Source organism: Thiocapsa bogorovii (assembly GCF_021228795.1).
In the GTDB taxonomy this organism is placed as follows: domain Bacteria; phylum Pseudomonadota; class Gammaproteobacteria; order Chromatiales; family Chromatiaceae; genus Thiocapsa; species Thiocapsa bogorovii.
In genome coordinates this window covers 1,256,776-1,270,622 of the sequence record NZ_CP089309.1, presented here as the reverse complement: position 1 = coordinate 1,270,622, position 13,847 = coordinate 1,256,776, and the positions used below count along the sequence as shown (strand labels likewise).

11 protein-coding genes are annotated in these 13,847 nt (G+C 65.0%); 3 read left to right on the top strand and 8 right to left on the bottom strand.

The genetic code is table 11. The annotated features are described in order from the left end of the window. Positions 1–89: 89 nt before the first annotated feature. From LT988_RS05730 to LT988_RS05695, 8 genes are all read right to left on the bottom strand, one after another. Positions 90–1,247 (bottom strand): tetratricopeptide repeat protein, encoded by a 1,158-nt coding sequence (locus tag LT988_RS05730; protein ID WP_232409259.1) that lies wholly within the window; start codon positions 1,245–1,247, stop codon positions 90–92. A gap of 113 nt (positions 1,248–1,360) precedes the next feature. Beyond that, positions 1,361–2,623, bottom strand: coding sequence for an arginine deiminase (gene arcA, locus LT988_RS05725; RefSeq protein ID WP_232409258.1), 1,263 nt, complete (start codon positions 2,621–2,623; stop codon positions 1,361–1,363). A gap of 32 nt (positions 2,624–2,655) precedes the next feature. Further along, complete coding sequence (locus LT988_RS05720; protein ID WP_232409257.1) at positions 2,656–4,080, bottom strand: basic amino acid/polyamine antiporter; 1,425 nt, start codon at positions 4,078–4,080, stop codon at positions 2,656–2,658. Between the two features lie 90 nt (positions 4,081–4,170). After that, the gene (locus tag LT988_RS05715; protein WP_007193687.1) at positions 4,171–4,572 is read right to left on the bottom strand and encodes a hypothetical protein; all 402 of its coding nucleotides are present in this window, start codon (positions 4,570–4,572) and stop codon (positions 4,171–4,173) included. A gap of 317 nt (positions 4,573–4,889) precedes the next feature. After that, positions 4,890–5,288 carry a type II toxin-antitoxin system VapC family toxin gene (locus LT988_RS05710; RefSeq protein WP_139052835.1) on the bottom strand — a complete coding sequence of 133 codons (399 nt, stop codon included), beginning with the start codon at positions 5,286–5,288 and terminating at the stop codon, positions 4,890–4,892. Then, a complete protein-coding gene (locus LT988_RS05705; protein WP_007193689.1) occupies positions 5,285–5,551 on the bottom strand; it encodes an antitoxin in 267 nt (88 codons plus the stop codon). The genes LT988_RS05710 and LT988_RS05705 overlap by 4 nt, the downstream gene beginning before the upstream one ends. A 182-nt stretch (positions 5,552–5,733) precedes the next feature. Continuing rightward, positions 5,734–6,354, bottom strand: coding sequence for a response regulator transcription factor (locus LT988_RS05700; RefSeq protein ID WP_007193690.1), 621 nt, complete (start codon positions 6,352–6,354; stop codon positions 5,734–5,736). Continuing rightward, positions 6,344–8,188: a sensor histidine kinase gene (locus LT988_RS05695; RefSeq protein ID WP_232409256.1), complete on the bottom strand. Its 1,845-nt coding sequence runs from the start codon at positions 8,186–8,188 to the stop codon at positions 6,344–6,346. The genes LT988_RS05700 and LT988_RS05695 overlap by 11 nt, the downstream gene beginning before the upstream one ends. Before the next feature lie 272 nt (positions 8,189–8,460). Here LT988_RS05695 and LT988_RS05690 point away from each other — a divergent pair, with 272 nt between their 5' ends. The 3 genes from LT988_RS05690 (at position 8,461) to LT988_RS05680 (ending at position 13,835) form a co-directional block, all read left to right on the top strand. Further along, on the top strand, positions 8,461–8,808 hold the full coding sequence (locus tag LT988_RS05690) for a YgiW/YdeI family stress tolerance OB fold protein (protein WP_232409255.1): 348 nt from the start codon (positions 8,461–8,463) through the stop codon (positions 8,806–8,808). Positions 8,809–9,564: 756 nt separating this feature from the next. Then, entirely contained in the window at positions 9,565–10,752 is a 1,188-nt protein-coding gene (locus tag LT988_RS05685; protein ID WP_232409254.1) for an efflux RND transporter periplasmic adaptor subunit, read from the top strand. Then, entirely contained in the window at positions 10,749–13,835 is a 3,087-nt protein-coding gene (locus tag LT988_RS05680) for an efflux RND transporter permease subunit (protein ID WP_232409253.1), read from the top strand. Before LT988_RS05685 ends, LT988_RS05680 begins: the two co-directional genes overlap by 4 nt. Positions 13,836–13,847: the final 12 nt, after the last annotated feature.

Sequence of the window (13,847 nt, the reverse complement as noted above, 5' to 3'; positions counted from 1 at the left end):
AATAGGCGGAGCGGCAACCGCCCCCTTCGATCTCCAAGTAGACGCTTAGGGTCGGTGGAAAAACAACTGAAACGCAGTTGTCTGTTTCTCTAGAAGGACTTGCGCACGTTCACCCAAATCTCGGTCGCGCTGTAGTCGCTGAACTCCGCGTCGCCCTCATCGCGGATATACAGCACCTCCGGCCGCAGTGACCAGCCCGGGGCGAACGCATAGGTTAACCCGCCACCGAGCTCGTAGATGTCGAGGTCTGGCCTGAGTAGCCCGGGGTCGCCAAAGGCGTTCTCGTACGGGATATCCTCGTGCGTTCCGTTGTGCTCCCAAAAGCCAAACAGAAAGGCACCAAGGCGTTCGTTGAAGTCCATGCTCCAGTCGATCTGGGCGCCATAGATGGTTTGATCCCCGCCCTCACGATCATTGGTCGCCCATTCGCGACCGCCATTCACGGTGACGGTCACCGCCGCCCTTCCGTCCATCAGGGCGCGTGTCCAACCCAGCCAGGCCTGGGCGACGTCCCGGCTGCGATTGCGCTCGTCGCCGCGGGGGTATTCGCGGGAGCGGACCTCACCCTCGATCACGATCTCGTTATCCGGGTCGAGGACGAAGGCCCGATTGACGAACAGCCCATAGTCCTGGCGATAGCCGTCACCGCCCCGGTAACTGGCCCGGCCTCGCACGCCAATCGACTGGCTGCCGGCATCCAGCGACTGAATCACCGCCGCGTTCCAGCGCAGATCCGAGTCGTCCCGCCGGTTGGTGTCGTCGTAGTAGCGGAACTGATAGTCCAGGCCAGCGTCGATCGAGATGTCGTCCGTCACGATGTAGCCCAATCCGCCGCCGATGCGTGCATTCCAGAACCAGTCACGGGTGGGGTTGCCGCCCAGGGCATTGGTGGTGCGGGTGACGTTCTCACGGTAGAAGCCGCCGCCCGTCTCGGCATAGCCGAAGCCGCTCAGACGTTTGCCTTCCTTGTAGTTTTGCGCCGCGCGTGAGTAGATCTCGGCCTGCTCGCGCAGGTCCGGGGGCAGGTTGTCATAGCGCAGGACCTGCTCGAACTCAAGCACCGCCTTGGCGTATTCGCCTTTGTCCAAATAGGCCTGGCCACGCTCGAGGTGGCTGGAGATGGAGTCTTGCTTTACCTCGGTCGCGCTGGTCTCCGCGCCCTGTGCAGGCCCACCCAGAGCGAGCAAGGACGCGATCAGAGATCCCGCAATCCCGGCCCCGACCCCACGGCCTCGATCCCCGTTCATGCGGTTTTTCCTCTTGATTGCGTCCGCTATGGGTCGGGCTGCAGCCCGACGACGACGCTTGCCGACCGGCTGGTTCTGTGTCGGACTGAAAGCCAACCCACGGTCCCCGAGCCTCAGAAGTCGACGGCGTCCCGGATCAGCGGGCAGGTCATGCAGTGCCCGCCGCCGCGGCCGCGGCCGAGCTCGGCGCCGACGATGGTGATGACCTCCACCCCGGCCTTGCGCAGCTCGCTGTTGGTCCAGGTGTTGCGGTCATAGGCGACGACGACGCCAGGGGAGAGCGCGACCAGGTTGTTGCCGCTGTCCCACTGGGCCCGTTCGGCGGCATAGTGGTCGCCGCCGGTCTCGATGACCCGAAGTTTCTTGAAGTTCAGCGCCTCCGCGACGACGTCGGCAAAGGGCTTCTTCTCCAGGGTCGTATCGATGCCGCCGGGCTTGTCGCCGGGCCGCAGCGAGACCGCGTGCACCTGATCCATGATCGGCGCATAGAGCGTGACCAGGTCACGGTCGGCGAAGGTGAAGACCGTGTCCAGGTGCATGGCGGCTCTTAGCTTGGGCATGGCCGCGACGATGACCCGCTCGGCGGCACCATTCGCAAAGAGCGACGCGGCGACCTGGCCGATGCCCTGGCGGGAGGTGCGCTCGCTCATCCCGATCAGGACCGCGCCATTGCCGATCGGCATGACGTCACCGCCCTCCACGGTCGCCAACCCGAAGTTCTTGTCCGGGTCGCCCCACCAGACTTGAATGCCGGCGTTGGCGAAGGACGGATGGAACTTGTAGATCGCGGTGGTCAGCAGGGTCTCCTCCCGACGCACCGGCCAGTACATCGCATTGAGGGTGACGCCGCCGTAGATCCAGCAGGTGGTGTCGCGCGTGTACAGGGTGTTTGGCAGTGGGGCCAGCAGATACTCTGAGACGCCGTGGGCCTCGCGTACCAGGGACAGGTAGCCCGTGGTGCAGTACTCGTCGGGCACATCGACCACCGAGACGCCGCCGATCAGGAAGTCGGCCAGGATTCGCGGTTCCAGGCTCTCGAGAAAGGCCCGGGTGCTGTCGATCAGCGCCAGGCCGACGTTGTTCTCGGTCACCTTGCGATCGAGGAGCCATTGCTTGGCCTCGGGGATGGCCACCGTCTCGGCCAGCAGGTTGTGCATCTCCACGACTTCGACCCCGCGCTCACGCATCTTGAGCATGAAGTCGAAGTGGTCGCGCTTAGCGTTCGTCACCCACAGCAGGTCATCGAACAGCAGGTCGTCGTTGTTGGTGGGTGTGAGACGGGTATGGGCGAGCCCGGGGGCACAGACCATGACCTTGCGGAGGGTGCCGACCTCGGAGTGGACGCCATACACGGGCGCATTGCTCGAATTAGTCATCGCGAAGAGTCCTCTGTTTCAAAGTGACGCAATCAGATGGTGATCATGCCGGTGACGAGGCCGTAGATACCGGCCGCCGCGCCGACCACGAAGACGCCAAGCAGCGCGATCTCGAGCGGGCGAAAGATCGTCTGGCCCTGCTCCCGCCGCGCCAGGATGAACATCAGAGTGCCAGGGGCCAGCAGGATGCAGGCGAGCACCAGGTGCTTGAACCCGCCGGACAGGAGCATGAAGAAGGTGTAGACGACCGCGATCGCCGCCCAGGTCATGTCGCGTCCCCAGTCCTTGGAGCCCGGCGCATAGGTCTCGCGGGTCAGTACCAGCTTCAGCGCATAGCCCGCCACCAGGATGTAAGGAATCAGCGTCAGTGCGCTGGTCATCTCCAGCGAGAGGTCGAAGGCGTATTGGGAGAAGATCGTCACGATCAGGAAGCACTGCACCAAGATGTTCGTGATCCACAGTGCCGTGGACGGGACCTGATGCCGGTTCTCGTGGGCGAAGGTCTTCGGGACCAGGCCGTATTTGGCTGCGGAGTAGAGCACCTCGGCGGCCAGCAGCGACCACGCCAGAAAGGCACCGAGCACGGATACGATGAGCCCGGCGCTGACGAACTTGAGCCCCCAGGGGCCCACCACCGACTCTAAGGCACCCGCCATCGACGGCTGACGCAGATCCGCGAGCTCGGGCCGCTCGAGCACGCCATAGGGGAGCAGGGTCACCAGCACCAGCAGACAGAGCACCCCGAGGAATCCCATCACCGTCGCCCAGCCCACGTCCTCGCGCGTCTTGGCATAGCGCGAATAGACGCTGGCGCCCTCGATGCCGATGAAGACGAACACGGTCACGAGCATGGTGCTACGCACCTGGTCGAAGACCTGCGAGCCGCTGTAGTCCCCGCCGCCCCAGAAGCTCGCCGCAAACTTGTCGTAATCGAAGGCGAAGGCCATGAAGGCGATGAAGACAAAGATCGGCAGGATCTTCGCGAAGGTCACCACCTTGTTGATGAATGCGGCCTCCTTGATGCCCCGCAGGATCGTGAAATGAAAGGCCCACAGGATAACGGACGAGACGACGATGGCCTGGGGCGTATTGCCGTCGCCGAAAACCGGGAAGAAGGCCCCCAGCGTCGACTTGATCAGCACGAAATAGGTGGTGTTGCCGAGACAGGTCCCGATCCAGAATCCGAAGGCCGCCACGAACCCCAGATAAGAGCCGAACCCCTCTTTGGCATAGGCGAAGATGCCGGCGTCGATCTCCGGTTTGCGCACCGCCAGCGACTGAAACACGAACGCCAGCATCAGCATGCCGCCGCCGGCGATGATCCAAGCGACGATGGCGCCGAAGGGTCCGGTGGCCGCGCCGAAGCGGGCCGGGAGCGAGAAGATGCCGGCGCCCACCATGGACCCCACGACCATGGCTGTTAGGGTCAGCCGGGAGAATTTTTGATCCGCTGCCATCGGTGTCGCTCCGGTGTGCTGGTTGGGCCAGGCCTGCGCTAAAGACGTGCTGGGTCACCCGCCGCCCTGCCTAGCTGGTACGTTTTGCCGTTACCAGTAGGTTTTCAACAGATAGACCCAAAGCGCGATCAGCAGCAGCGAAACGACGAGCTGCGGCCACATCACCCGCAGGAACCCCTTTTCCTTGATCCGCTGTTGCCGCTCCACATAGGCCTCCCGTTGGGCTTCTTGCAGCCGGATCAGCCACTCGTCTCCGGCGACCTGTAACTCGTCGCCTTCCGTGTGCAGAAACACCGTCGCCTTCGAGGTGGCGAGCCAAAACACGAGATACAGGATGCCGCCGAACAACGGGAACAGGAAGATCACGATCAGGAACAGCCACCAGGCGAACGGCCGGCGTCCCACCAGCGATGCGGTGGTTTCCGTTGTCGTGACCGGCTCCCATCCGTTTGCGACGAGCTCGCCGACACGTTGGCTCAGTTTTGCTTCCATAGAATGTCTCTCCGGCTGGATTAGAACAGCGGTGATAAGTGTTTGTGGTGGGCGACGATCGTGCCGAACCGTGATGTACAAACGGACGCGGCTGCCCAGACCTCAAGGACTGATAATCAGCGATAGCCAGGAGTGTACGCAGCGGACCCGGAAGGCGGTTATTGCACCTTGGTTAAACACAAGTAACGCGCCTAGGTTCCTGTCGCCTCGCCCGTCTGGAGGAATAGCAGGTCGGTCAGCTCGGTGAGTTACTGGAGGTAGACGGCTCCGCCGTCCTTGAGGACGCCGCAGGGGCGCAACGAGGTCGTGGGTGACGGTTAGACTTGCTCGTAGTTCTGGATGGCCAGACCGGGGACATGGGCGAAGGCGCGGTCGGCGGTGATCAGGGTGGCGCCCTCGGCCATGGCGTGGGCGGCAATCATCAGGTCCAGCGGAGCCAGGGGCCTGCCGAGGGCGGTCAGCTCGGCGCGCAACGGACCGTAACGACGCGCCGTTGTGGAGTTCCATGGGCGAATGTCGATGCGGCTCAGTACGGCCTCGGCGAGCGCTGTAAATCCGACCCTTTGCGGGCGGCGTGCGAGGCCGAAGCGAATCTCGCCCTCGGTGACCACGGAAATGCAGAATGGCTCAATGGAGAGGCGCAAGTCTAGGTCGGGAGAACGGGCCTTCATGACCGCCGACAACGCGTTGGTGTCCAGCATCAGCAGGCCGCTCATGGCCAGTCGCGCTCGACATCTTCTCCCTGGTCGCGATCCGCAAGGAATTCGTCCAGCTCCTTGCGCTCTTCCTCCGTCATGCTGGCGATCAGGCGGTCGCGCTCGTGCAGCCAGTCACGGAAGGACTTGTTCATCGGGCTCAAGATCACATCGCCGGTCTCCGGATCGCGGCGGATCTCGACCTCATCGCCCTCGAAGCGGAATTCCGCGGGCAGTCGCACGGCCTGGCTGCGACCGTTCTTGAATAGTTTGGCGGTTTGCATGTTTAGCTCTCCTGCCTTCGCGTGGTATAGATCGCGGTATAGTCTAATGCCGGTAAGCGGCTCGACCAAGCTGCACGCGGCGATCGGGACAACCAGCTATTTGAAAATCGACGCCGATCGAGCAGGCCCACCACCCAAGACGCCAATCCCAAAGACGCCAAATCAAGGCCAGCCGCGCCCTCTCACTTTGCCGGCGGCACGCCCAACCGCTGCGCCAGCCGCACCAGCTCCGCCACCGACCTCAGCCCCAGCTTGCGCATCAGACGCCCGCGGTGGACCTTGATGTTCTGCTCGCCGGTGCCGAGGTCCGCCGCGATCTGCTTGTTCATCTTGCCGGCGATGACGTGGCCGAGCACCTCCCGCTCCCGTGGCGTCAGGCACGCGAGTCGCTTCCGCAGGGCCGCCAGTTCCTCGCGCTCGGAGTGCCGATCCGCGGCGCGTTGCAACGCGCCGCGGATCGCCGGCAGCAGCTCCGCCGCATTCACGGGCTTGGTTAGGAAGTTCTCCGCACCTGCCTTCATGGCGCGCACGCTCATGGGAATGTCGCCATGTCCGGTGAGGAAGACGATGGGCAGCTCGGCATTGATTTGGTGCAGCCGTTCCTGGACTGCCAAGCCATCGATGTAGGGCATCGCCACGTCCAGCACCAGACAGGCGGGGCCCTGCTGATGCGCGTGTCCAAGAAACGCCCGCGCACTGCTGAAACCTTGAACCTGAAACCCCTCCGCGCGGAGCAGTCGAGTCAGAGCCTTCAGCATCTCGGGCTCGTCGTCGAGCAGATAGACCATCGGTTCATCGGTCATGATGCGGCGCCGTCAGTGGCAGATAGAGGTGCAATGTGGCGCCGCCGCTAGCCGGCGACTCGGCCCAGACGCGCCCGCCGTGGCTGTTCACGATGGAGCGCACAATGGCCAGCCCCATGCCCAGCCCACCGGGCGTCGTGGAGTAGAAGGTCTCGAAGATGCGTTCCGGATCGGACACGCCGCATCCATTGTCCGTGACCTCGACCAGGACCCCGTCTGCCTGCGCGCGGGTGGCGACCGAGACCCGGCGATCGCCCGCCGGGTTGCCGGCCACCGCCGCGCAGGCGTTGTTGAGGAGATTGAGCAGAACCTGCTCGATCAGGATGCGATCCGCCTGCACTGAGGGCAGGTCCGCGGCCAGGCTCAGATCCAAGGTCACGCACTGGTCGTCGATGTCGTTACCGAGCAGCTGGATCACCCGATCAATCGCATCATCGAGCAACAGGTCTTCTCGGTCAGGTTCGCCGCGCTCGAGGAGCGAACGCAGGTGCCGAATCACGTCGGCCGCACGCCGGTCGGCGCTGGCGATATCGGCCAGAATTTCCTTGACTTCGGTCAGGTTCGGCGGTGTCTGGGCCAACAGTGCCTGGGCCGCCTCGGCGTTGGTCAGGATCATGGCCAATGGTTGGTTCAACTCGTGGGCCAGCGCGACCGACAGCTCGCTTAGGGTCTCTTCCCTAAACACGCGTTCAAGCCGTGCCCGTTGCCGACGCAGCGCGTCCAGCATCGCCTTGCGTGCCGTCATGTCCACGCTCACGCCCATCAGCGTGCGCGGACCCGCTTCGGTCGGGCCAACGCTGCGACCCAGGCCGGCGAGCCAGCGAACCCGGCCACCGGGGTCGACGACCCGGAACTCGGTGCGATAGCGCTCGTTCGAGCGTAGCGCCGCCGCGATCAGTTGTTTCACCCGCGCTTGGTCATGCCGATGCACCCGCTCCAGGAAATCCCCCAGACTCAGCGCCCCCTCGGCAGGCAGCGCGAAGAGCTCGCGCGTCTTTGCCGTGGCCCACACCGCACCTGATTGGGCATCGAGGCCCCAGAACCCGGCATCGGCCGCCTCCGCCGCGAGGCTCAGGCGTTGCTCGCTGACGCTTAAGGCGGCGTCCTTCGCCTGGGCGTCGCGCTCCGCCCGCGCGGCTCGCAACAGCCCGATGCTCAGCTCGGAGCCCATGGCGGCTGCAACAAAGACGAACAACGGCGTGACCAGAATCGGCCAGTGGGCAAAGTTCCAGAACACCAGCACCGCTTGGGCCGTGCCGACCGCGACGCCGACAAAGATGCTGATCGCCAGTGCGAGCGACCGCACGCCCTCTCCCCGCCGCCACGCACTGACGCCCCCGTCGAGGATGAACAAGATCATCGACAGCAGGGCCGCCTGACCCGTCAGCATCCAAGGATTGGGGACACCCTCTCCGGCCAGCGCGACCGGCGCTCCGAGGAGCATGACGTGCTCGATTTCGGTCAGCTCGGTGAAATTGAGATTCGGCCCCGATAGGAAGGTCGCTGCCACCGCGACCGTCCGCAGCCCCACGGCAAGCCACCCCAGCCACAGAAAGCGCGGCCGCAAGCGCAGCGTGACCAAACCTACAATGGCGACAAAGCCGAACCAGACCGGAACCTGGAACCAGCGTAATGCGGTTGCATACTCCGCGGGCGTTTGCGCGCGCAGCATCCAGAGCTCCATTCCCGCGAGACCGGCGATGCTGAGCGCGAGCAGCACGAACATGAGATAGGCCCAGGCGCCTCGCTGCATGAGCCAGGCCGCCAGATAGATGCCGGCGATCGTGGCCGACAAGGCCGCCATCATGAGGTAGAGAATCGTTATCCAGCTCATCTTTCATCCGAGTGCCTGGTTGCCGGGTCCACGCGTTTGGCGCAGGTGTCCAGCCCGCGTGCTCAATCCCTCCTGTTTAACCAAAGTACAATGTTACCGGGGTTGTGGGTTGCTTATCTTGACGCGATGTCGAGGCCACATGTCGCACGCGGCCTGTAAATACCGGCATCGGTGACCCTGCTGGTTTGCACGCGCGGGCGGCAGGTCGCTGTAGCGCTGGTGCCGCCGCCGCGGCACGGTCTCACTCACATCCGCTTTTGTAGGAGGTTCCGATGAGAGTTTTGCTGATCGTTTCCATGGTCTTGTTGTTACTGCCGGCAATCGCCACGGCGCAATTCACTGGACCGAACGCGAGGGGGCAGGACAGCACGGTCGAGCAGGCGCGCAATGCGCGTGTCGACACCTACGTCACCGTGACCGGCAATATCGTTGCCCATCTGCGGGAAGACTATTTCACCTTCCGTGACAGCACGGGGGAGATTCGGGTCGAGATCGAGCCCGAAGTCTGGCGCAACCGTGAAGTTGGACCTGATACGACCGTTCGGCTGTTGGCCGAGGTCGACCGCAATGCCGCCGGCACCGTCTATCTCTGGGTCCAGTCGCTCGAGCTCGTCAACTAAGTGTCGTTTTCGTTGTGCCGATGGACCGAAAACGGCGAAATGCAGTAGGTCGATAAGGGCGTGCCTGCTGGTGGCCGTCGCACTCGCCATAGCGGTGGCGGCGGCCCGGAAAAGCCTTGCGGACGATTTCGTGATCCCGCTGGAAATCCCGCAAGTCAATTTCATCGGGCTCGGTGTGGGCGCCTATCCCGACTACTTCGGGTCCGAGGATTCAAGAGTGGGTGCCGCCCCGAACGGGCGGTTATCCCCGGGTGGCGCACGCTTCGTTCGTCTGATGGTCAACGAGTCCGTCGCCCCCGTTCTGCTAGACTCGCGCCTTCGTTTTTGTCGGCTCGAACCAATCTGCGACCAGCCTTTGCGGGCGCGATGCCGACCATCGCAAGGTATTGATTGCGGACAATTCATTCAGCCCGTTGCTCTGCTGCCGTCCGAGCCGACGCTTAGCAGTTTGTCACTTACTGCCGCCGCCAAATTGATGCAGCCGATGGTGCGACGTTTGCCTCCGATGAGCCGTCCTCATACGAGTATGACGTCGTCGTGTTCGAGCGTTGCACGGAAGATCGCCCGCACGTCCTCATATGACTCGAGGTCTCATCCGATGGCCAATGCGCTACCATGGCCCCGCCGATTGCCTCGGCCATCCCTGGATTCTTCTACCTTGGAGAGCTGTCCGTGAAGCCCTTTGCCCCGATCTCTTGTCGCGACGTTCGCTCTCCTCTCTCAAAGGCCCAACTGTCCCTGGTTTGTTTCCTGGGGTTGTCGACCCTGCTCACCGGTTGCCTGCCGACCGACGAGGAGGCGTCCCAGCCGGTGCCGGAACCCATCCGCCCGGTTCGGGTCGTGACGGTCGAGGAGCTGCCTGGCGGGGAGCGCGTGACCTTGACCGGCAACATCCAGGCTCAGGACGATGTCGCGCTGGCCTTTCGGGTCGGCGGGCAGTTGATCGAGCGCACCGTCAACGTCGGCGACCAAGTGGTCGCCGGCCAGGTGGTCGCGCGCCTGGACGCGGTCAACGAACGCAACGCGGTGGATGCGGCGCGCGCAAACCTGGCCGCCGCCATGGCGCGTCTCGTGGAGGCCCGCAACACGGTGCGACGCTTCGAGCCGATGCTGCCGCAGGGCTTCGTCGCCCGCGCGGACTTCGACCGGGCGGTCGAGGCGCGCGACGCCGCCCAGGCGCAAGTCGAGGCGGCCCAGGCCCAGGTCGCGACCGCCGAGAACCAGCTCGGCTTCACCACCTTGCTGGCCGATGGACCGGGCACGGTCACCGAACGCGGCGCCGAGCCCGGCGAGGTGGTCGCGGCCGGGCGCATGATCGTCCGCCTGGCCCGCGAAGCTGGCCGCGACGCGGTGTTCGACGTGCCGGCTCGGGTCATCGAGTCGGGCTCCGCCGACGACGAGGTCACGGTCGCCCTGAGCAGCGACCCCACGGTCACCACCAGCGGACGCGTGCGCGAGGTCTCGCCCCAGGCCGACCCGGTGACACGCACCTTTCAGGTCCGCGTCGGGCTGGCCAATCCGCCGGCCGCCATGCGCCTCGGTTCCACCGTGACCGGCAGCATCCAGCTCGGCGGCGCGGCCGGTATCGAGATCCCGAACTCGGCCCTGACCTCGGCCCGCGGGGCGCCGGCGGTCTGGGTGCTGGACCCGCAAACCAACACCGTGGCCCTGCGCAACATCGACGTCGCGCGCTTCGAGCTGGACCGGGTGCTGATTGCGCAGGGTCTCGACGCCGGCGAGCTAGTCGTCACCGCCGGCGTCCAGACCCTGCGCCCCGGCCAGCAGGTGCGCCGACTCGGCGAACCGGTCCCTGACGAGACCGAAGCCGAGACCAGCGAACCAGCCGTTGGTCAGGTGGGTGAACCGACCAGTGGCGAGGCCGGCGACGACACTGGTGATACCGCCAGCGAGCCGTCTGTCGAAAAGGCCGAGGCCCGCCCATGAGCGGCTTCAACCTCTCCGACTGGGCGATCCGCAACCGGTCGGTTACCATCTTTATCATGGTCGCCGTGCTGGTCGCCGGGGTCAGCTCCTTCTACAAGCTGGGCCGCGCCGAGGACCCGCCGTTCACCTTCCGGACCATGGTGGTCAAGGCCATCTGGCCCGGCGCGACGCTCGACGAGACCATCCGACAGGTCACCGAGCGCCTGGAGCGCACCCTGCAGGAGGTGCCCAATCTCGACAACCTGCGCAGCTTCACGCGCGCCGGCAGCACCACCATCTTCGTCGACCTCGTCGGCAGCGCCCAGGGCCAAGCCGTCTCGGATGCCTGGTACCAGGTGCGCAAGAAGGTCGGCGACATGCGCCATACGCTGCCGCAGGGTATCCGCGGCCCGTTCTTCAACGACGAGTTCGGCGACACCTTCGGCATCATCTACGCCTTCACCTCCGATGGATTCACCCATCGCGAGCTGCGCGACGCGGTCGAGGCAGCGCGCTCCGAACTCCTGACCGTCCCCGACGTCTCCAAGATCGACATCCTCGGCGCCCAGGACGAGGTCATCTATATCGACTTCTCCGCCGAACGGCTGGCCGGTCTCGGTTTCGACCCGAGCACGCTGATCGCCGCCCTGCGTGCGCAGAACATCGTCAGCCCGGCCGGTGAGCTCAGCACCAGCGACGAAACGATTGCGCTTAGGGTGTCCGGTGCCTTTGCCAACGAACAGGACATCGCCGACGTCACCTTCGCGGTCGGCGATCGCATGCTGCGGCTGCGCGACATCGCCGATGTCCGCCGCGGCTTCAGCGACCCGCCGCAGCCCATGTTCCGCATCAACGGCGAACCGGCCATCGGGCTCGCCATCGCCATGCGCGACGGCGGCGACACCCTGGCGCTCGGGCGCAACGTCGCCCGGGCCATCGCCGACATCAAGGCCGAGCTGCCGCATGGCATCGAGCCGCGGCTGGTCGCCGATCAGCCGTTGACGGTGGATCTCGCCATCAACGAGTTCACCACCTCGCTGTGGCAGGCCATCGGCATCGTGCTGGTGATCAGCTTCGTCGCGCTCGGGGTGCGTGCCGGCACGGTGGTGGCCATCGCCATCCCGCTGACGCTGGCGGTGGTCTTCCCGATGATGGACATCGTCGACATCGACCTGCAGCGGGTCTCGCTCGGCGCGCTCATCATCGCCCTGGCCCTGATGGTCGACGACGCCATGACCACCATCGACGCCATGAGCCGGCGCCTGGCCGCCGGCGACGACAAGGTCAGCGCCGCCACCTATGCCTACACGCACCTGTCCTTTGCGATGCTGATCGGCACCCTGGTCACCATCGCCGGCTTCGTGCCGATCGGCTTCGCCCAGAGCTCCGCCGGCGAATACACCTTCTCCATCTTCGCCGTGGTCGGCATCGCGTTGCTTGCGTCCTGGTTCGTCGCCATGGTGTTCGCACCGCTGCTCGGCATGGTGCTGCTGCGCCCGCCAAAGTCCGGAGCGGACGACAAACCGAATTGGACCGTGACCGCCTACCGCGGCCTGCTGACGCTGGCGATGCGCGCGCGCTGGGTCACCATCGCGCTGACGCTCGGCGTCTTCGTCGTCGCCATCCTGGCGTTGGCACAGGTGCCCCGGCAGTTCTTCCCGTCCTCGGATCGCCCGGAACTGATCGTCGACCTGCGCCTGCCGCAAAACGCCTCGATTCACGCCACCGAGCGCCTGGTCGACGAATTCGAACAGATCCTGCGCGAAGACCCCGAGTTCGCCTCCGAGATCGAACGCTGGAGTACCTACATCGGTCAGGGCGCGATCCGCTTCTATCTGCCGCTGGACGTGCAGTTGGCCAACCCGTTCTTTGCCCAGGCGGTCATCGTCACCAACGACATTGAGGCCAGAGAGCGACTGCAGCCGCGACTCGAACAGCTGCTGGCGGAGGAATTCCCCGAGGTGGTCGGGCGCGTCTCGCCGCTGGAGCTGGGGCCGCCGGTGGGCTGGCCGCTGCAATATCGCGTGCTCGGGCCGGCCCCGACACAGCTGCGCGACATCGCCATGGATCTAGCAGCCCTCGTGGCCGCGAATCCCGGAGCGCGCCGCGTCAACTTCGACTGGATGGAGCCGGAGCGGGAGTTGCACATCCGCATCGACCAAGAACAGGCGCGTCAGTTGGGCTTGAGTTCCCAGGCGGTCGCGACGGCCCTCAATGCCAACATCTCCGGCACCCCCATTACGCAGGTCCGCGACGACATTTATTTGGTCAACGTCGTCGCGCGCGAGCTGGGCGGGCAGCGTCTGTCGGTCGAGACCCTGCGCACCCTGCCGGTGTCCTTGCCGAACGGGCGCACCATTCCACTGAGCCAATTTGCGACCTTCGAGTACGGTCAGGACTACCCGCTGGTGTGGCGGCGCGACCGGGTACCGACCCTGACGGTGCAAGCGGATGTCGCGCCCGGCACCCTGCCGGAAACCGTGGTGGCCGAGCTGGAAGCGCCCATCGCCGAGCTGAACGCGAGCCTGCCCGCCGGCTACCGCATCGAGCTGGGCGGTGCGGTGGAGGAGAGCGCCTACTCGCAAGCCTCGGTGTTCGCCGTGGTGCCCATCATGCTGCTGCTGATGCTCAGCTTGCTGATCTTCCAGCTCAAGAGCTTCGCGCGCCTCTTCATGGTTCTGAGCCTGGTGCCGCTGGGCCTGATCGGCGTCGTCGGCGCCTTGCTTGCCGCCGGTAAACCGCTCGGCTTCGTCGCCATCCTCGGCATCCTCGCCCTCGTCGGCATGATCGCGAAGAACGCGGTGATCCTGATCGATCAGATCGAGGCCGAGCGCAACGCCGGCAAGACGGTCTGGGATGCGGTGGTCGAGGCCAGTGTCTCGCGATTTCGACCCATCATGCTCACCGCCCTGTCGACCATCCTCGGCATGATCCCGATCGCGCCGACCGTGTTCTGGGGCTCGATGGCCTACGCCATCATGGGCGGACTGGCGGTCGCCTCGCTGCTGACGCTGGTGTTCTTGCCGACGCTTTATGTCACCTGGTTCAGAGGAACCGCGCCGCGCGCTGCGTCCGCGGGGCAAGAGGACGTCAATGCAACCTAAACGACATCCGCG